This window comes from Corynebacterium sp. HMSC28B08 (assembly GCF_001806865.1).
GTDB classification, from domain to species: Bacteria; Actinomycetota; Actinomycetes; order Mycobacteriales; family Mycobacteriaceae; genus Corynebacterium; species Corynebacterium auriscanis.
Genome location: NZ_KV786173.1, coordinates 93,928 through 113,665, shown reverse-complemented (window position 1 = coordinate 113,665; position 19,738 = coordinate 93,928). Strand labels below are relative to the sequence as shown.

Below are 19,738 nucleotides of genomic sequence, written 5' to 3'. Positions count from 1 at the left end.
AGTTGTATTGTCGCTTATCGCACCCCGCCGCCGGTAATCCGCCGCGCGGCTAACGCCCCGGAAAGGATGACGGTGGGCACGCCCACGCCGGGTGTGGTGCCCGTACCGGCCAGCACCAGGTTGTTTAGTCCGAAAGCAGCGCGGTTGCGGGGACGGAACGGTCCCGTCTGGCTGAACGTGTGAGCGAGCGAAAACGGGGTGCCCGCAGCGAAACCGTGGTCCGCTGCCCAACTGCGCGGGGATTCCACCCGAGCTATGGCTAAGGAATCGGCCAGCCCGTGGAATCCACGTGATTCTAGTTCTGCGAGAAGCTCGGTGACATACGGACCGGTGATGTCTTGCCATCGCTGGCTGCCGCGCTGCACGTTCGGAGCGGGTGCCAAGATGCTAACCGGCTCATATTGACCTTGTTCGCCGAAGAGGCGGGACGGACTGGATACGGCGGGGCGGGTCACCAACAGGGACGGGTCGCTCATCAGAGCGCCGTCAGTAATCAGCTCGCTAAACGTGCGCTCCCAGCTCATGCCAAAACTGATGGTGTGGTGGCGTGAACTCGGCCAGTGTGCGGTGATGCGACTGGGAATGGAACCGTGCACCACCACAGCTGAGGGGGACCAATTGTATTTCAATCCTTTTCGGCGCCGTTTCAGCGGTTGCCCAAACAACTCGCCGGCCGCCCCTAAATCGATCGTGGAAATCACTACATCGGGGTGGAACTCTTTGCCGCTTTCAGTGCGGATTGTGGTGATATGACTGTCGGTCGTGCTCACACTCGTGGCTGCGTCACCCAGCACAATTTCCACCCCGGCATTGCGGGCGGCTGTGGCCATCGCCTCGGCGACCTCACCGATATTGTCCTGTGGATAGTACACACCCATGGTGGAATCCATATGCGAAATGACCGCGTACACCGCCCGTGCCTGCTTGGGCGAGGTTCCCGCGTACAGCGCCTGGAACGTGAACAGCTTCTCCAGTTCCTCGTCTGCCAGGTGCTTCCGAGTCACCGCTTGCAGGTTCCCAAACGCGCCGATTGCCGCTAGGTGGCCTAGATCCGACGCCGCGGCGGGAGTGGAGACCATATCCAATAGGCCATCGAAATCCGCGGCGAGGAAGTTGTCGTACGAAGCCGAAAACACTTCGCCCACCCACGCGCGGTGCCGATTGTAGCCCTCTACTAGGCGCGTGGCTTCCTCTGTGGCACGATCCCCGAATTTCTCGGCGGCGAAACGGGAGATTTCTGTGCGCATCACATCGGCGTCGGAATAAAGATCGATGTGCCGACCGGAGGGGAAGAGACCCCGATAAGCCGGCTGCAAGCGGCGGAATGTGAGGCCCAGTTCGGCCGGGGTTCGGCCGACGGCAGCGAGTGCGGAGGCCACCAGCTGGGGCATGGTGAACACGGTGGCGCCGGTATCCGCACGGAATTCGCCATGGGCGCTGGTCAAGGTCTCGGTGGCGCAGCGACCGCCGACGTGTGAGGTGGCTTCGATGACCGTGACTCGTTTACCGGCGCCGCGCAGGCGCAAGGCAGCAGAAAGCCCCGATAGACCCGCCCCGATGATGACTACGTTGTCGCAAGCGCCATGGTGCGACCGTACGGATTTGCGACGGGTGGGAAGAGTCAACGGGATCGCTGGGTTGGGAAGGTTGAGGTGGCGGCGGGGGCGCAACCGTGGGGAATCTGTGGAACGGGAATTCATGAGTGGGACCTGCTTAATGACGCAAAGGGCGATGCGAACTGAGGGATAGAACGGTGGGACAAAAAGGGTGGCGTTAATTGGGAGGTAGGGGCCGCGGTGAGAACCGAGGGCTAAAAGGACCGGGCGGTCAGTTTGCGGGCGTATCCCTCCAGTTCTGCAGTGAGATTCGGACTGAGGCCGGCTTTGTGAATGTCTTGGATAGCGGCTTCGGATTTCTCGGTGATAAGGCTTTCCACGTGACCAGCGGCACCCGAATCACGGATGATCGCACGGAGAGCATCGACATCGTCTTCGGCGGTCACGTTGCCGAGACCCTCGCGTAGCGCAGCAGCCTGGGCGGTAGATCCCATCTCGAGCGCTGAATCAATGAGGACGGTGCGCTTACCCGTGCGCAAGTCATCGCCACTGGGCTTGCCCGTGACGGCCGGATCCCCAAATACTCCCAGCTGGTCATCGCGCAGTTGGAACGCGATCCCGATGTTTTCACCAATCGTGCGTAGGGCTTGGACCAGTTGGTCAGATGCGCCAGCGAGAGCTGCACCTACGTGCAAGGGGCGAGAGACCGTGTAACTGGCGGTTTTGTATTTAATGACGGCCCACGCGTAATCCACGTTTTCTGTACCACTGGCTTCCACGGCGAGGTCAAGAATCTGCCCACCGATAACTTCAGTGCGCATTGCCCGCCAGGCACGGCGGCATTGGTGGAGCCTCTCAGGGCTCAAACCCGAACCCCACAGCAGGTCATCGGCCCAGGCCAAGGCAAGATCGCCGGTGAGGATAGCCTGACTCGTACCGTAATGGGCGGATTCACCCCACCATTCACGTTGACGGTGATGGCCCTCGAATACGCGGTGGACGGTGGGGGTGCCACGACGGGTATCGGATTGATCCACGATGTCATCGTGGATCAGGGCGCAGGCTTGAATGAATTCAAACGCGCTGATTGCCGAGAGGAAGGAATTCGCTAACGTGTTGGGATCTTGCGCATCGTTACCCGAGGTGGTGAGGGGCTGCCTTCCGCCAGCAGTTGTGGCCTTGGCTTCATCCAATCCGGCTCGCACACCCGCCCACGCAAATGTGGGGCGCACACGCTTGCCACCATTAACAATGAAATCACCCATGGTCTCAATGGCCTGCGTAACCAAGGGATTGATCTCGAGGAATTCAAGCTGCGATGCGGCCAAGTACTGGTTCAATCGGCGGTTCACAGCCACGGGAACTGCGTTCAACGGGGAATCCAGCGCCCAATCATCGGGAGTGTCAAAGGAATTGGCGAAAGCATTGCCCTGAGTTCTCATAGTTCCCCAGTGTAGAGATAATTCGCGGAGCTAACGGCGCCGGCGAAACTAGACAGGTTAGTATGTTTTCATGTCAGCTATTAATCGCCAGGTTGCCGTTTCTTCCTCTTTGAATTTTACGACGCCAGGGAGGATCCCCTTCTCGGTTGAATTCATGCCCCCGAGGGACGATGCCGCCGAGATGCGTTTGTGGAACGCGGCCGAAGCGTTCCATGACCTTGGGGTTAGTTTCGTGTCGGTGACTTATGGTGCGGGCGGATCAACGCGCGCCCGTACCCTTCGCGTGGCGGAGCGATTGGCGACTAAGCCGTTGACCACGCTGGTGCACATGACCCTGGTGCAACACACTGTGGAGGAGCTCAAAGAGATCCTGCGTGGTTACGCGGAGCTGGGATTGACGAATTTGCTCGCTCTGCGGGGTGATCCGCCAGGGGATGTGAATGCCGAGTGGATCCCTACTGAAGGTGGGTTGGAGTACGCACATGAGCTCATTGAGCTCACCAAATCGATGCCGGAATGCGAACACTTCGATATCGGTATCGCGAGTTTTCCCGAGGGGCACTTCCGCGCCGGGGATTTGGACAACGATACGAAATACACGCTGCGGAAGCTTCGGGCGGGGGCCGAGTATTCGATTACTCAGATGTTCTTTGATGTTGACCACTATCTGCGGTTGCGCGATCGACTAGCAGCGGTGGACCCAGAACATGGCGCGAAGCCGATTATCCCCGGGTTAATGCCGATAACGAGTTTGCGCTCAGTGCGGCGTCAGATGGAATTGGCGGGAGCCAGCCTGCCTTCAACCCTTGAGCAACGACTGCTGAAGGCGGCGGCAGGTGGCGAGGAAAGGAACCGTGCCGCGATCCGCGAGGTGGGGATTGAAGTGACGACCGAGATGGCAGAACGGCTCATTGCGGAAGGTGCACCGGACCTGCATTTCATGACTATGAACAACGTGCGGGCGACACAGGAAGTTCTGCATAACCTAGGAATGGCGCCGGCATGGGGGCCCGATCTGGGACACGACATGGTGCGTTAGTGGCTGCTTGGCGGTCGTACCTCGTCCGCGTTGTTTGATTGTGCACGTGGTGCGAGTGAGAAGATGTGTGCACGTGGTGCAAGTGGGACGATATGTGCATGTGGTGCGAGTGAGACGATATGTGCACGTGGTGCGAGTGAGAAGATATAGGGGGGGGAGTTAGGGGGTTGTTGTAGTGGATTTGTTGAGTTGTAGGATCCCGAACGGCCGGGGGTCTGCGCTGAAGCGGAAGTTGCGCAGTAGGTCGGTGAACCCTTTACTGCGGTAAATCTGCCACGCGGAATTTCCTTCGAGTGGGACCTCTGGGGTGGACAGCATGATCGTTGGTCGCGTTAAGTGTTCCACGATGTGGTCTAACAGGGTATGGCCTAGGCCCAGACCTTGGAATTGCGGATCGACGTGGATTTCTGCCAGTTCAGAGTAGTCGGACAGCATCTGAGCAGCCCGATTTGCGGGCAATCCGGCCTCGATTAATCCACGACGTACCTGCGAGTACCACCATGAATGGGGTTCGCCTGTGAAGCCGTAGGCTACTCCGGCGATGGTATGTGCCGGGTTGTGAATTGAGGGGGCCTGGTCTTGGGGGTGGGAAAGGGCAAGTACGCAGGCGAATCCCGCATTGTCAGCACTAGATCGCCACAGTTGCCTGCGTTGGTTGCGCGTGGATTCGGAATATGCCATGGCGCGCAGGTGGATGGTGATGAGCTCTTCCAGTCGGGAGAGAAATTCCGTAGGGCTGGCGGGGACGATCGAAAACATCTCAGGAGAGTTGGTGCTGGAGCTGGGCATGCATTCTAGTGTGCCATTTATATGTAGGGGGCAATGCGGAATGTCGTAGGTTTGTCAGCGTCGATTACCGGAAGGGTGAAGGGGAGGGGTGACATATTCTTTAGAGCATATGTTCGATTATGTGGGGCGAAATGGATGGGGTGTCTGGGGTGCTTTTTAGGTTTAAGGGTGCAAGGGAAACGAGGCACGCTCCTCTGAAGATTGGCATAGGTTGGCTCTACCGAGCGGAAGTTGTGGTCAAGGAGGGGTGAGTTAATGACGAAAGAGGACATCATGGCATCGCAAAATTTCAAGGGATCAAACGTAACTCGTATTTCTGGGCGCAAGATTGTCAGCGCGCGGAGCTTTATCGATGATGCGGAAAAACAGTTAGAGCGTTCTCGGTTCTCGGGACGGGTAGATGATCGGGTGGTGTTTGCCTATCGGGCGGCTCTGCGTGCGGCGGGCGCGTTGGTGCAAACTGCAATGGTTGGCAGGAAACGTTCTCCGCGGGGTAGCGCATGGGAAAAGCTTCGTGTGTTGCATCCGGATTTGAAGGATTGGGTAAAGCTCTTCGAGGGGTATGCTCGCATGGCTAGTCGCGCAGGTATGGGGCTGGAATCGGGAATGGATCCCCAGCTTGCCGATCAGTTGTACGCGGATGCTGCTCGGTTCATAGACTTGGCGCGCGAAGAAACGGGTTACCTGCCGAGCGTTGCGTAGTTTGGGGGTTGGGTCCCTATTTTTGGGGTACAGTGGGTTAACAAATATGAATAAATCGGCGACGGTGGAACCTTTTGCGAGGTTTATGCGTTGTGCTGGGTGAAGACCTAGGCGCGGAGGATGGACAAGTTGGGGTCATCGCCGGAATAGGTGGTGGCGATCCAGTCTCGCTGGAGCGCTAGGAACGTGTCTAACAAGACCTGGAGGTCGACAGTGGCTCTATCGGAGCAAGAAAAGCGCATGTTGGAGGAGATTGAGCGTGCCCTTATCGCGGAAGATCCGCGCTTGGCACGCAGGGCTTCTGTGCGTGAAGGCTCGGCACCTGGCCTCACGGTGGGGATTCGCTCCATTGCTTTAATGATGCTTGGTCTCGTGATGCTTATTGGTGGCATCGCATTGGCGCAGAATTCCCTGTGGTTCGTTGTCTTGAGCGTGGTCGGTTTTCTCGTGATGTTCGGCGGTGGATTGCTGATGTTCAAGCCGGAAATTGCGGGAGTGTCTAGAAACAAGACCAATGCTGCAAGTCAGATTCGGATGGGGGATGGCGGTGCGGCCAAGCGCAATGCGCATAAGCGGACCAGCGATGGTGGCTTCGGGGACCGGTTGGAGGATAGCTTCAAGAAGCGCTTTGATCGGTAACTGGGCAAGGTTCGCGTAGAGCGCGCAAAACAACTCCCACTGAGAGAGTAGTGGCGCACGTCGTCAATCCCTCGGTCAGTTTCTTTTCCGGTGAACCCTAGGCTTCCTGCTCCTTGAGTAAAGGAGGGGAAGCCTAGGGTTTTTCTATGCCTGATCCGCTCGCGCAGATGTTCTCGGGTTGAGGGAAGTCCCCCCACACTGGCTACAGAAAAGGGAAAACTCCCCACTTGCCAACCATGCGTAGGGAAACCCGTCTCGATGAAACCCAAAATGAGAGTCATGGTTACGTCGGGTTGGCTTTCAGCTGAGGCTAAAGCGCCATTAATTGGCCATGATAAGCACAAATGCAGTTACGTTTGCTTGAGGTCGCCAGGCGGTTTCGATCGGCCGTGCCCGTCCGAGTTGAGCCCGGTCGGTGTGGTCTGTGCGCTAAAAACGGGTTACTCATCGAGACTTCCCTGTTTTGTCGATACAATTTTCGGCGTGTGCTGGTCTTGGTGGGGTGAAGTGGGGTAAAGTGGGGATCGTTGGTGAGTGGTTACTAAAAGACGCGCTCTGAACAGTGCAAATGTAGTCATCTGCCGGCCTCGGTAGACAAAAACAACCGAGATACAACTTCATGTGTGACAACTGAACAGTGGATGGAGTTGACGGGAAAGGAGCCAGGTTCAGATGTTCTTTGGCACTTTTACCCCGAAACTCGACGACAAGGGTCGCCTTACCCTCCCGGCTAAATTTCGGGCGGATTTAGAGGACGGCCTGATGGTCGTCAAGGGGCAGGATCGCAGTTTGGCTATCTACCCGCGTGACGAGTTTCTTGTCCGTGCCCGGAAAGCTGCCGCGGCATCTCGTACCAATCCCAAGGCGCGAGCTTTCGTTCGTAACTTGGCAGCGAGTGCGGACGAGCAGAATCCGGACTCGCAAGGGCGAATAACAATCGCCCCTGGGCATCGCCAGTATGCGGGACTATCCAAAGAGTGTGTGGTCATCGGCAATGTGGATTTTGTTGAAATCTGGGATGCGGAAGCTTGGCGGGACTACAGCTCTCGCTACGAGGAAGATTTCTCCGCCGGTGATGATGAAGCCTTTGCTGAGTTCTTGTAGCCCGAAGCGCGGAGGCGCCTTAGGCAGGATCGAGAGCTCGGGAGAGTGTGCGCAGGCCCTTACCTGCGTGGACGACGTGACGTTTGATGTACTTCCCCAATATCAAACCCACACCCACGCAGGTGAGGCCCTGTTCGCACTCTCTTTTTGTTGAAGGCCTCGCTATCCGTTTCGCCGCCACGTGGCACGCGCCACTCGGCATTCCGCGACCCGGGTTCCTGACTCCGCAGTCCGATACGGCACCGTAGCCCGACAATGCGCGAAGGTATGGGCTGCAGCTCAGCCCAGCACTGCACCGCGGGTCAGTACCGTCCCGCCCACGATCTTGACAACAGAAATAAGCATCCACGATCCCGACAACAAAAGAAAGGAGGAAAAGCATGAACCAGAACACAGAAATATCCAACAATAAAGCGCAGGAACACGGCCATGTGCCTGTGATGCGAGACCGCATGGTCGAACTCGTCGAAACGGGTGTGCGCAGCGATAGTGCTCCAGTCACACCAATCATCATCGACGGCACGCTGGGTGCCGGTGGGCATACGGAGGCTTTTCTTTCTTCTTTTGAGGACGCCATTGTCATTGGCTTCGATCGGGACCCCAATGCATTGGAGGAAGCGTCTGCGCGTCTTGCGCCCTTCGGGGACCGGTTCGTGCCCTTCCGTACCCGTTTTGATGGGATCACGGAAGCTATCGAGGACTTAATCGCGCTAGACCGTATCCCGGACGACGTGAAAAGGACTGGTGTCTCCGCGTTTTTCTTTGATTTAGGCGTGTCCTCCATGCAGCTGGACCAAGCAGAACGTGGTTTTGCCTACCGAGTGGATGCTCCCTTGGATATGCGCATGGATCCTCGGTTGCCACTCACAGCGGCGGAGATCCTTAACACTTACTCCCACGGTGATCTCGCTCGAATCCTCAAAACCTACGGTGAGGAACGCTTCGCGGGCAAGATCGCCTCGGCGGTGGTGCGCGAGCGGGAGAAGGAACCGTTCAAAACTTCGGCTCGTCTGGTGGAATTGCTCTATTCCTCTATTCCGGCGGCTGCCCGCCGTACTGGCGGACATCCCGCAAAGCGAACCTTCCAAGCGCTGCGTATCGAGGTGAATGCCGAGTTGGAGGCACTGGAAAATGCACTTCCCATCGTCGCGGCGTGGACTCACATCGGAGGGGTGAACGTCTACATGAGTTACCAGTCCCTTGAGGACAAAATCGTCAAAAGTGCTTTTGGTGGCCTCACGTCCTCGCAAACTCCGCCGGGACTTCCCATGGAACTTCCCGGTACGGAGCCGGAGTTTGCGATGATCACCCGCCGTGCCGAAAAGGCAACGGAACTGGAAATCGCAGAAAACTCCCGCGCGGCGCCAGTTCGAGTTCGCGCGGCACGGCGGGTCAGCGATAGGGGAAAACAAGGTTTCCCCTACGCCAACCACAACTAAGCGCACAGAAGCGAGAATTCTCGCAGATCATCCGAACTAGCTCTCAACTTCCAAGCGCTTTCGATGAAATCTTTCGCACACCTCTCACCACAACCCTCAACCTCAACTAGAACATTAAGGAACAAAGAATGACACCGACAGGTACCCTCCGCGACCTGCACGAGCCATCCGCTTCCAGTTCCCGCGTGGCTTCTCGTCGTGAGAAGTCGAGCGCTTCCTACGCCGAGGATGCACAGCCTACGTCGAGGGCATCTCGGTGGGCCACAACACAGAGTTCTGGTGTGCGCGCCCCAGAACGCGAGCGCCGGACCAGTCGCCCACAGCGAACGGGCTCACCGGTGCGCACCACGCCCCGTCGCAACTCCCGTGTTGGCTCGAAACAACAGATCTCGGTCCGTGGACGTCGGGTCATTGCAACATCTCCGGCCAACACCCGCCTTCGCCGTCGCATTGTCGGTTCTGCTATTGCCTTCGTCCTGGGTATCGCTGGGGTGATGGCCCTGTCCGGTGTGACTACCGAGCAGTCCTTCCAGATCGCCGACGCGAACGCGCGCAGCAAGCAACTGGATAACGAATTGGAGAGCCTCAACCGGGATGTGGAATTGGCGAAGTCCTCAGGTCGCATCGCAGCTGAAGCCACTAAAATGGGTATGCTCGCCCCCGACCAGGCGGCGGTTCTAGATGCCAATGGTAAAAAGATCAAGGAAGTCCGCCCAGGGGACAGCTCCAAGGATCGCGAGGTCATTGATGTCAACGGTGAGGTAAGCCGTCGCGGTGCAACAAGTAATCCCAACGAGACCAACCGCGTGGAGGGGTTGGCTCCCAACAATCCAATGCTGGCTGGCAACGTTGCCCCCCGAGGTCGGACATCGGCTCCTAGCAACAATGGCGAGCTGCCGTACAGCGATTCGCCGGTAGGGGCACCCGCGGGCAACCGTGCGCCTGCCCCGGCACCAGCACCAGCACCAGCACCAGCGCCGCGCGGACAAAACGCGCCCGCGCCTGCACCCGCCCCCGCTGCCAACCGCGCTCCGGCACCCGCACCCGCCCCAGCACCTGTCCAGGCCCCGGCACCTGCTCGGTAGGGTCCATTGGACGCGAACGTGGGCACAGGGTGGCGTCGGATAAAAGGTGCAGCTCAACCGCCGCGACGGCAAACTAGCCAACCAACCTGGAGCCCACGCGGCGGGGAAACTGGATGGCACAACTGCACCAGCACCAAACGCACGACTTCGAGACACGCCGGGGTTAAACCCCCGGCTTCTCGCGGTTGAGTGGGGACAATAGGCAAGCATTGAAAAATGAGGAGGAACGAGACTGTGAGACCGCAGCGATCTGAACCACCGCGGCGCAGCGACGCGCCGCAGGACAGGGGTTCTGCATCTCGTGGTAAGGAGACCTGGTGGCGCGCCGCCATGGCCCTGGAACACAGTCCGGCTACGTTCAACAAGCGCGTGCGCCTTGTTATCGTGATTATCTTTATCCTCGTCATCGCCATGGTTCTGCGCTTGGCATGGGTGCAGATCATCGCGGGGGAGAGGCTGTCGATGCAAGCGCAGGCACAGCGCACCGCAACCATTGCAGATCCCGCGCACCGCGGAAAGATTGTCGATCGGAATGGGCAGGTGCTGGCCTATACGATGGAGGCCCGCTCGCTGTCGGTCCACCCCAACAAGCTGCGGGGATGGATGCAAGAGCATCATGAGCAGAACCCGGATGAAGTTCTGCCTCCGGACCAGCGCATCGACCAAATTGCGGAGGAGCTACCCAAGCTGATCTCCAAAGACGGCGATGATATTGAGCCGCAGGAGATCAAGGACAAGCTGACCAGCGAGGAGACCTACGTGGTTCTGGTCCGCAACGTGGACCCCGATATCGCGGCCCGTGTTGTGGAGAAATTCCCCGAGATCACCTCGGAACGTCAAGATATTCGGCAGTACCCCAACGGTGCGGTTGGCTCCAACTTCATTGGAAAGATCAGCACCGATAACCAGGGGCAATTTGGGTTGGAGCTTTCCCAGGATTCCAAGCTGCAGGGCATAAATGGTTCACGCACGGTAGATATCGCCGGCGATGGATACCTGATTCCCGGCTCCACACGCGATCAGCACCCTGCTGTCGACGGGGACCAGTACAACTTGACCATTGATGTCGACGCCCAAACGTTCATCCAGCAACAAGTTCAGCAGGCGCGGGAGAAGTCCGGTGCCAAGTCCGTATCCGCGGTGGTGCTGGATTCCCAGTCAGGCAAGATCCTTTCCTTGGCTTCCTCGGACACGATCAACCCGAACGGGGATGTCGAAAAGCAGCTGAAGCAGAAGAAGGTCTTCGGTGACCGAAATACTGCCGACTCGTTTGAACCGGGTTCAGTTGCCAAGATTATGACGGCTGCGGCGGCGGTGGAGGATAAGAAGACCCGCCCGGGCGAGGTTTTGAAGGTTCCCGGCTCCATCGAGATGTCCGGGGTGACCGTTCGCGATGCGTGGCAACATGGAGTTCTGCCTCTGACCACCACGGGTGTGTTTGGCAAGTCTTCGAATGTCGGCACCCTGATGCTGGCCCAGCGTGTGGGTGAGGACAAGATGTACGATTACTTCCGCAAATTCGGGGTGGGCCAAGCCCCGGGTGTGGGTTTGCCGTATGAAACTGCGGGATACATGCCAGATCGCAACCAGTGGTCGGGTGGCACTTTCGCAAACCTACCCATCGGACAAGGCATGTCCATGAGCTTGTTGCAAATGGCTAGCATTTACCAAGCCTTAGCCAATGGCGGCGAGCGTATTGAACCCCGCCTGATTGAAAAGACCATCAAGGCTGATGGCACGGAGATCCCGGGTACGGAACCAAAGCGTACCCAGGTTGTCAGCCCCAAGACCGCGCGTACGGTGATCGATATGTTCCGGGCAGTGACCCAAAGTGATCCCACGGGTGTGCAGCAGGGCACGGGTTCATCCGGAGCCATTAAGGGATACCAAACATCGGGCAAGACAGGTACCGCGCAGCAGGTGGACCCGAAGACGGGTTCGTACTCCAATTCGAACTACTGGATTACATTCGCTGGCATTGCGCCCGCCGATGATCCGCGCTTTGTCGTGGCCCTGATGATGGACGACCCACAGCGCGGACCCGATGGCGGGGCCGGAGGGTCAGCCGCACCGCTGTTCAGCGATATTGGATCGTGGCTGTTGGATCATTACAACGTCCCACCATCGCCCACCGAGGGGCCAAAACTTATGTTGGAGGCAAGGAACTAATGACTACTTTGCGGATTCTCGCTGAGGTCACTGGCGGTCGTATATCCCAAGGGCATGATGACGTGGCGGTGACCAGTGCGGCAATCGGTTCTTCGGATGTTGCCGAAGGAGGACTGTTCTGTGCGGTTCCTGGGCTTCACGCACATGGTGCGCAATACGCGGCTTCTTCTAAGGCAGCGGCGGTGCTCACGGATCCCGCGGGCGAGGAGATTCTTCAGGCCCAAGCCAGCGACATACCTCGGTTGATTGTGGATGACGTCCGCGCTTGGATGGGCCCGGTCGCGGCTGAGATTTACGGTTATCCTGCGCGCAAGCTGTCCATCATTGGAATCACGGGTACGTCGGGTAAAACAACCACCAGCTATCTGGTGGAAAAGGCTCTGTTGGCAAAGCATTCCGTAGGCATTATCGGCACCACCGGAACCCGCATTAATGGCCGGCCCATCCCCACGCAGCTGACTACACCCGAGGCGCCCACCATGCAGTCCCTGCTGGCGACCATGGTGGATGAGGGCGTAACCCATGTGGTCATGGAGGTATCCTCTCACGCGCTGGAACTCGGCCGCGTGCGTGGTATCGACTTTGATGTCGCCGCCTTCACGAACCTCAGCCAGGACCACCTGGATTTTCACCCCACGATGGAGGATTACTTCCAAGCTAAGTCGCGGTTGTTTACTGGCGCAGATTCTTCCAGTCTTTTTAACGACGCCCCCTCGGGCTCAGCGGACACCGATCTGGCTGTGGGGGCCAACGAGCCCGAGGGCGCTGCCCGGGATCCTCATGCGCGAGCTACCTCAGCCGTCCCCGCTGCTGTTATTTGTGTGGACGATGAGTGGGGACAACGTATGGCCGCATTGGCTGCACGACGGCACGGCCCGTCCGGCGGTGCAGTTGCACCGGTGCTGGCCGTACGTACAACTGGAACGGCGAAGGAGCCAGCGGACCCCTTCAGTGCTCAGACTGCTCAAGCAGAGGCACAACCCATCCCAACGTGGACACTGGATGATGTGCATGTCACCGCGTCCGGGCGCCAGGAGATTCGCTTTAATACGGGAACCGACCAGGAGCTGGAATACTCCATTGGTTTAGCCGGCAGCTTCAACGTGGCCAATAGTGCTGTAGCCCTAGCGTGTGTTGCGCAATTGGGAGAGGACGTCGAGGCCGCAGCCCAGCACCTCCGCGATGTGCAGGTGCCCGGACGTATGCAGGCCGTGGACGAGGGGCAGGATTTCCTCGCCATGGTGGATTACGCCCACAAGCCCGGTGCCGTAGCCGCAGTGGTTCGCACTCTCGCTGATTACTTGCCTTCGCCGACCGGTCGCATTGGCATCGTGATTGGCGCTGGCGGTAACCGCGATCAGGACAAGCGCCCGAAAATGGGGTACCAGGCAGCACTTGTTGCTGATGCCGTGTTCGTCACCGATGACAACCCCCGCGATGAGGATCCGCGCCCGATCCGTGAAGCTATTGTTCAGGGCGCGGAGGCTGGATTCGCTGAGCGCGGCGTCGAGAAAATGGCCGTAACCCTTGCCAATATTGCAGATAGGGCAGAGGCCATCGAAGCGGCGGTGCAGTGGGCACAGACCGGTGATGCGATCGTCGTGGCAGGTAAGGGGCACGAAACTGGGCAATTGGTAGCCGGAGTGGTGCATGAGTTTGACGATGCCCAGCGGTTACGGGCTGCGATAAAAAGTGTTTTGGCTGGGCGAAAACAGCAGATAAATACAGGTAATCAAGGCGGGATGTGAAGCAGAAATGATTGAATTAACTGTTGGGAAAATCGCCGAGATTACTGGCGGTGAATTGGTCGACGGGGCCGAGCCCGATGCTCCAGTCCTGGGGCCCGTGGAGTTCGATAGCCGTCGCATTGAGCCCGGTGGCATTTTCATGGCATTGCCGGGTGCACAGGTGGATGGGCATGACTTTGCAGAATCCGCTGGAGAGCAAGGGGCCGCGCTGTTGATTGTGGGCAAGCCGGTTGGCGTGCCGGCGCTAGTGGCCCCGGAGGCGGGAATCAGCCAGGAGGCCTCGAACGCCTCGGCTTTCGAACACGACACTCAGGGCCATGGAGCTGCTGTATTGGCGGCGGTTGATCGGCTGGCTCGTTTTAATACCGACGTTCTTGTGGCGGACCACGGCATGACAGTCGTTGGGGTCACAGGTTCCGCGGGTAAGACCTCGACGAAGGACCTTATCGGTGCAATTTTGCGCGTAGCAGGGCCGACAGTCGCGCCTCCCGGCAGTTTCAACAACGAAATCGGGTTGCCGTATACGGCTTTGCGGGCGGGGGTTGGCACCAAGTTCTTGGTCTCCGAAATGTCGGCCCGAGGAGTGGGGCATATCCGTCACCTCACCGAGGTCACGCCGCCTAATATCGGCGTGGTGCTGAACGTTGGTTCGGCACACCTGGGCGAGTTTGGTAGTCGCGATGCCATTGCGCAGGCCAAGGGTGAATTGGTGGAAGCGCTGCTGCCGACTGGGCTGGCAGTTCTCAACGCGGATGACGATAAGGTATCAGCCATGTCTGCGCGCACAGATGCCCGTGTGGTGCGCTTTTCCACGAACCGGTCCACGTGCATCAGCGCGGGGCGGGAAGTGCCGGTGGACTACTACGCCAGCGATGTTGAACTGGACGAGGTAGCCCGCGCGCGGTTCATGCTGCATCACCCACACGGTGAACCCGTCCGTGTTGAGCTGGGAGTTTTCGGTGCACACCAGGTTTCCAACGCCTTGGCTGCTGCAGCCGTTGGCATGGAATGCGGCATCAGCGCGGACAATGTGGCGCAGGCCTTGTGCCAGCACGTGGCCGCTAGTGTTAACCGTATGGACGTACGCACACGTGCCCGTGATGGGGTAACCATCATCAACGATTCGTATAACGCGAATCCCGAATCCATGCGCGCTGGGATTGACGCCCTGGCCTACACCGCGTCCGGTCGCGATGGAGCCGAAAGCTGGGCGGTTTTGGGCCAGATGGGCGAGCTGGGTGACGATGCTACCGAAGAACACGCGGAACTGGGCCACGCGTTGCGCCAGCGCCGCATTTGTCACGCGGTCATCGTTGGCAACGGTGTGAACCAGCAAGCGCTGGCGCACGCCGCGCGCGAAGACGGTGTGGATACTCACATCGTGGAAAATGCAGATGCAGCCGTGAATTTCTTGGACTATAGCCTTCATAAAAACGATGTTGTATTGATTAAAGCCTCGTACTCCGATGGCTTGTGGGCAGTAGCTGAGGGCTTACTCCTCGGTGAAGAAGAAGGAGCGTAACACCCCTCATGACGCAGATTTTTGTGGCCGGCGCGTTGGCTTTTCTCGTGTCCGTGTTCTTTACCCCTGTACTGATCAAGCGGTTTTCCGCGGAAGGGCTGGGGCAGGAGATCCGCGAGGACGGTCCAAAGTCCCACCTGAAAAAGCGCGGTACGCCGACCATGGGCGGTATCGCCATCCTTGTCGGCATCACCGTTGGGTATGTGGCCGCCGCACTCCTAGGCTGGGTGACCAGAGGCGCGGGGCCGGGAATCTCGGGTTTCCTAGTTTTGGGCCTTACCTTGGCTTTGGGCAGTTTGGGCTTCGCAGATGATTACATCAAACTGGTTAAGGGTCGCAACCTGGGGTTGAACGCAAAAGCTAAGCTAGCGGGGCAGTTCGCCACCGCCATCGTCTTCGGAATTCTGATACTGCAATTCCCCGACGAGCACGGGTTGACCCCAGGGTCCACCCACCTGTCGTTCATCCGCGATATTGCCGTGTTCAACTTCGACATTGGCCCCACTGTCATTGGCATCGCCATTTTCCTAGCCTTCATCTACTTAGTGATTGCCGCGTGGTCCAACGCGGTGAACCTGACCGATGGGCTGGACGGTTTGGCCTCCGGTGTGACGGCCATGGTCATGGGTACATACGTTCTCATCACGTTCTGGCAATTCAGGAATTCGTGTTCGACGGGTGCTGCCGCGGGATGCTACTCGGTACGCGACCCACTGGACCTTGCCATGCTGGCCTCCGCGGGCCTCGGCGCCTGCCTTGGCTTTTTGTGGTGGAACGCCGCCCCAGCGAAGATTTTCATGGGCGATACCGGATCCCTCGCGTTGGGTGGTCTCGTGGCTGGCTTGTCGTTGACCACTCAAACCGAGCTGCTGATGGTGCTGGTTGGACTAGTCTTCGTAGCAGAGGCAGCCAGCGTGATGATCCAGGTGATCGGCTTCAAGGCTACCGGTAAACGCGTGTTCCGCATGGCGCCCATTCACCACCACTTCGAAAATGGCGGGTGGGCAGAAACAACCGTGGTCATTCGCTTTTGGCTGATAGCCGGCCTCGCGGCCATGAGTGGATTCGCCATCTTCTATGGTGAATGGCTCACTTCGGTCAGTTTGTAATCGCAGCTTGACATCACCGCACGCCTTCGAGTTAGGAAACACGACCGTGACTCCCGCACACCCCGCAAACGCCTAAAGCCCGCACAGCCACACCCCTTCTAGTTTGAAAGCAGCACCGTGACTCCCGCACACCCCGCAAACGCCTAAAGCCCGCACAGCCACACCTCATCGAGTTAGGAAACACGACCGTGACGAATACCCCCACTCTTAGCGATCCCCATCACGCCGTGGACGTGATGCGCCGCCGGCCTGTTCTTGTCGCCGGTGCAGGCGTGGCCGGTCGTGGCGTGATTGCGATGCTCAAGGCCTTGGACGCTCAGCAGGTGACCGTGGCCGATGACCACTCGGACCTGGCGCATGTCACCGTGGAAGAAGCAATTGCGAAGGTGAAAGACGGTCAGTTTGACCTGGTTATCACTTCGCCCGGCTGGGCCCCCACATCACCATTATTGGTCGCAGCTGCGGATCGTGGCGTGCCGATTATTGGAGACATCGAGGCCGCTTGGCTGACTGATCGCGCAGAAGCTTTCGGCCCCGCCCGCACGTGGGCCGCTATTACGGGAACGAATGGTAAAACCACCACGACTGCAATGCTGACCGCAATGTGCGTGGCCGACGGCCGTGCGGCGATGGCTGTGGGCAATATCGGGGTTTCACCTGCGCTGGCTCTCACGGCAGAGTTGCGCGGGGAGCCACGAGCGGACATCCTGGTCGCTGAAGTCTCCAGCTTCCAGCTGCACTGGGCCCCGACGTTCACGCCGGAGGTCGGTTGCGTTCTCAACATCGCTGAAGATCATTTGGATTGGCATGGTGACTTCGCTAGTTACGCCGCCGACAAGGCACGTGTGCTGCGGGCAGACTACCCGGTTTTTTCTCTTGATGACGCCCACGTAATGTCTTTCTACGAACCCCACAGGGTTGCTAATGCCCTCGGCTTCACGGCGGGTGATCTGCGCCAGGTCGTAACGAGCTTCGATTCAGAGGTCGCAGCCGATGCCGTGCCCGCGGCGGGGGACAACATGAACCGCACTTCCGGTACTGGTGTTGCAGCGCGCGACGGCGCAACGAGTTTTGACAGGGGCTACGCAGGACTGCGCCGAGTTGTCGGAGTCTCTGGCGACAATATTGTGATGTGGGAACGTGGCCACGATACATCCCATGGCACCGAGCCTTCCGCGAGTGAGCGCGAACTCGCACCCGTTGCAGGGATTTCCCCTCCGGGGCCAGCCGGCATCGCGGATGCCAGCGCGGCCGCGGCCATGGCATGCGCAATAGGTGTTTCACCCGCTGCTATCGCCCAGGCTTTGTCCACATTCCGCGTACAGGCGCACCGCGGTCAGGTGGTGTACCAACACGACGACGTGACGTGGGTAGATAACTCGAAGGCCACGAACCCCCACGCAGCCGTGGGCGCACTGCGTGGCCAGCGCAACGTCATCTGGGTCGCAGGCGGGCAGCTCAAAGGAGCCAGCGTGGTTGAACTCATCGAAGAAACTAAGGATGGAATCAAGGCGCTGGTGGCGCTGGGCGTCGATAGACAAAAGTTTGCCGACGAAATGCGGGCCCAAGCCCCCGAAACCCCAGTGACCCTAGTAGACACCACGGATCCTGACAAAGCCATGGAAGAAGTTGTGCGCGCCTGTGCTGATTACGCGGAATCTGGCGATACCGTGGTGCTAGCGCCCGCGGCGGCTTCGCTGGATATGTACACAGGCATGGCGCAGCGCGGAGACCTATTTGCTCAATATGCCGTACAGGTGGAATTGCGATGACTCAGAGTTTGCCCCGCCGAGCTTCAAATCGCCGGCTGACGCGCGATCGCGCACAGCGCGCGCCCGAAAACCGCGGATCACAAGCGCCTCGCCGCGAAGACCAGCCCAGTAAGGCAACAACCAAAGGACTAGCCCGGTTGGCGACCCCGCAGTTGAATTACCTTGTGATCATGGCTGTCACCGGGATCTTGACGGCAGTGGGACTGACCATGGTGTTGAGTTCGTCCATGGTGACCTCTTATGCCCGTGGATCAAGCGTGTGGGCGGAGTTCATCAAGCAGGCCATTGTGGTGGTCATCGGCCTGATTGCTATGCGTTTTGCGCTCCAGTTGCGGCCCGCGACAATCCGGAGACTGGCACCATGGATGATGGTGTTATCGATCGGGCTGTTGGTGGCCGTGCTGATCCCGGGTGTTGGTGTGGGTGGAGACGAAGTTGGTTCCAACTCGTGGATCCGCATTGGCCCACTGGGTATTCAGCCCTCTGAGGTGGCGAAGCTGGCCTTGGCCATGTGGGGTGCATCAATACTGCCGCTATCCAAACGGCCCGGCAATGATAGACAAACGGTTCCCGCTTTTTTGGCTGGTACGGGCCTCATTCTGGGGTTGGTGCTGTGGCAAAAAGACCTGGGAATGACCTTCGCCCTGGCCATTGTGGTGGTGGCACTGTTTTTCTTCAGTGGAATTAGCACGCGGGTTATCACCGCAGGTGTGGGCCTGCTGGCGCTCGTGGGCCTAATCTTCACAATGTCCCACAGCTTCCGTTCGGCACGATTTACCACGTGGGTGGAAACCTTCACCCTGAAGTTCTCCGAGGATTCGACCCAAGGGTCCTCCTACCAGTCGCATCAGGGAATCCTGTCCCTTTCCGACGGCGGGTTGATGGGTGCTGGGTTGGGACAATCGCGCGCAAAGTGGTTCTACCTGCCGGAAGCCAAAAACGACTTCATTTTTGCGGTTATCGGCGAGGAATTAGGGTTCTTCGGTGCCGCAATCGTGGTGATTCTATTTGCCACATTGGGGATCTTCGGAATTCGCACGGCACTGGCACAAAAGGACCCATTCATGCGCTTGCTGGCGGCCACCCTGACCGTCGGCGTTGTGGTCCAAGCCTTCTTCAACATGGGCTACGTGGTGGGATTCGTGCCTATGACGGGTGTGCAGTTGCCTCTGATTTCTGCGGGTGGTTCGTCCGCAATTGTCACGTTGTTGACATTGGGCCTTTTAGCCAACTGTGCACGCCATGAACCCGAGGCAGTGTCAAGCATGCAGCACGAGGGTCGGCCGTTTATTGATCGGCTGCTGTGGTTACCCGAGCCCGTTTCCTACGCGGCGGGGGATCAACGTCGGACAGAGCGACGCACCACCACGCACGTCTACGGTGAACCCGTCACACGCCAGCGTCCCATCGGCGGGGCGGTGAGCCAAGACTATGCCAGAGATCGCAGACGCACCGAGCAGCTGCGGGAGCGGAACCGAAGGTATGGCGGCGGTGTCTCAGCCGATCGCTACGATAGGGCTAGGCGTTCCCTGTTGCCAGACCGCGAAGACACTACAACGCAGCGACCACGGGCAACCAGGCGCAGCGTCCCACGCAATAACCCGGGGCAAAGGAGCTAAAACC

Annotated in this window: 15 protein-coding genes; 12 read left to right on the top strand and 3 right to left on the bottom strand. The window is 58.9% G+C overall.

From position 1 onward, the window contains the following. Window positions 1-14: 14 nt before the first annotated feature. Together crtI and HMPREF3098_RS08515 are read right to left on the bottom strand one after the other, a co-directional pair. Window positions 15-1,700 (bottom strand): phytoene desaturase family protein, encoded by a 1,686-nt coding sequence (gene crtI / locus HMPREF3098_RS08520; protein WP_070434782.1) that lies wholly within the window; start codon window positions 1,698-1,700, stop codon window positions 15-17. 110 nt (window positions 1,701-1,810) lie between these two features. After that, a complete protein-coding gene (locus tag HMPREF3098_RS08515; RefSeq protein WP_070434781.1) occupies window positions 1,811-2,998 on the bottom strand; it encodes a polyprenyl synthetase family protein in 1,188 nt (395 codons plus the stop codon). A gap of 70 nt (window positions 2,999-3,068) precedes the next feature. On the opposite strand from HMPREF3098_RS08515, the gene metF reads away from it, so the two are divergent. Then, window positions 3,069-4,037: a methylenetetrahydrofolate reductase [NAD(P)H] gene (gene metF / locus HMPREF3098_RS08510; RefSeq protein ID WP_070434780.1), complete on the top strand. Its 969-nt coding sequence runs from the start codon at window positions 3,069-3,071 to the stop codon at window positions 4,035-4,037. Window positions 4,038-4,196: 159 nt separating this feature from the next. On the opposite strand, the gene HMPREF3098_RS08505 is transcribed toward metF, so the two are convergent. Beyond that, window positions 4,197-4,826 (bottom strand): GNAT family N-acetyltransferase, encoded by a 630-nt coding sequence (locus tag HMPREF3098_RS08505; protein ID WP_070434779.1) that lies wholly within the window; start codon window positions 4,824-4,826, stop codon window positions 4,197-4,199. Window positions 4,827-5,081: 255 nt separating this feature from the next. Here HMPREF3098_RS08505 and HMPREF3098_RS08500 point away from each other — a divergent pair, with 255 nt between their 5' ends. From HMPREF3098_RS08500 to HMPREF3098_RS08450, 11 genes are all read left to right on the top strand, one after another. Beyond that, window positions 5,082-5,528: an SAV_6107 family HEPN domain-containing protein gene (locus tag HMPREF3098_RS08500; protein ID WP_235700681.1), complete on the top strand. Its 447-nt coding sequence runs from the start codon at window positions 5,082-5,084 to the stop codon at window positions 5,526-5,528. A gap of 213 nt (window positions 5,529-5,741) precedes the next feature. After that, window positions 5,742-6,167 (top strand): DUF3040 domain-containing protein, encoded by a 426-nt coding sequence (locus tag HMPREF3098_RS08495; RefSeq protein WP_070434778.1) that lies wholly within the window; start codon window positions 5,742-5,744, stop codon window positions 6,165-6,167. A 672-nt stretch (window positions 6,168-6,839) separates the two neighbouring features. Next, on the top strand, window positions 6,840-7,271 hold the full coding sequence (mraZ, locus tag HMPREF3098_RS08490) for a division/cell wall cluster transcriptional repressor MraZ (RefSeq protein WP_035113408.1): 432 nt from the start codon (window positions 6,840-6,842) through the stop codon (window positions 7,269-7,271). Between the two features lie 380 nt (window positions 7,272-7,651). Then, a complete protein-coding gene (gene rsmH / locus HMPREF3098_RS08485; protein WP_070434777.1) occupies window positions 7,652-8,710 on the top strand; it encodes a 16S rRNA (cytosine(1402)-N(4))-methyltransferase RsmH in 1,059 nt (352 codons plus the stop codon). Window positions 8,711-8,838: 128 nt separating this feature from the next. Further along, on the top strand, window positions 8,839-9,795 hold the full coding sequence (locus HMPREF3098_RS11545; RefSeq protein WP_168156005.1) for a cell division protein FtsL: 957 nt from the start codon (window positions 8,839-8,841) through the stop codon (window positions 9,793-9,795). A 330-nt stretch (window positions 9,796-10,125) separates the two neighbouring features. Beyond that, window positions 10,126-11,964 carry a peptidoglycan D,D-transpeptidase FtsI family protein gene (locus HMPREF3098_RS08475; protein ID WP_141739727.1) on the top strand — a complete coding sequence of 613 codons (1,839 nt, stop codon included), beginning with the start codon at window positions 10,126-10,128 and terminating at the stop codon, window positions 11,962-11,964. Continuing rightward, window positions 11,964-13,712, top strand: coding sequence for a UDP-N-acetylmuramoyl-L-alanyl-D-glutamate--2,6-diaminopimelate ligase (locus HMPREF3098_RS08470; RefSeq protein ID WP_070434775.1), 1,749 nt, complete (start codon window positions 11,964-11,966; stop codon window positions 13,710-13,712). Before HMPREF3098_RS08475 ends, HMPREF3098_RS08470 begins: the two co-directional genes overlap by 1 nt. Before the next feature lie 7 nt (window positions 13,713-13,719). After that, window positions 13,720-15,234, top strand: a complete 1,515-nt coding sequence (gene murF / locus HMPREF3098_RS08465; RefSeq protein WP_070434774.1) for a UDP-N-acetylmuramoyl-tripeptide--D-alanyl-D-alanine ligase — start codon at window positions 13,720-13,722, stop codon at window positions 15,232-15,234. 8 nt (window positions 15,235-15,242) lie between these two features. Next, complete coding sequence (gene mraY, locus HMPREF3098_RS08460; RefSeq protein WP_070434773.1) at window positions 15,243-16,343, top strand: phospho-N-acetylmuramoyl-pentapeptide-transferase; 1,101 nt, start codon at window positions 15,243-15,245, stop codon at window positions 16,341-16,343. Between the two features lie 188 nt (window positions 16,344-16,531). After that, window positions 16,532-18,115: a Mur ligase family protein gene (gene murD / locus HMPREF3098_RS08455; protein ID WP_371440977.1), complete on the top strand. Its 1,584-nt coding sequence runs from the start codon at window positions 16,532-16,534 to the stop codon at window positions 18,113-18,115. Continuing rightward, window positions 18,112-19,734: an FtsW/RodA/SpoVE family cell cycle protein gene (locus tag HMPREF3098_RS08450; RefSeq protein ID WP_070434772.1), complete on the top strand. Its 1,623-nt coding sequence runs from the start codon at window positions 18,112-18,114 to the stop codon at window positions 19,732-19,734. Before murD ends, HMPREF3098_RS08450 begins: the two co-directional genes overlap by 4 nt. Window positions 19,735-19,738 lie beyond the last annotated feature (4 nt).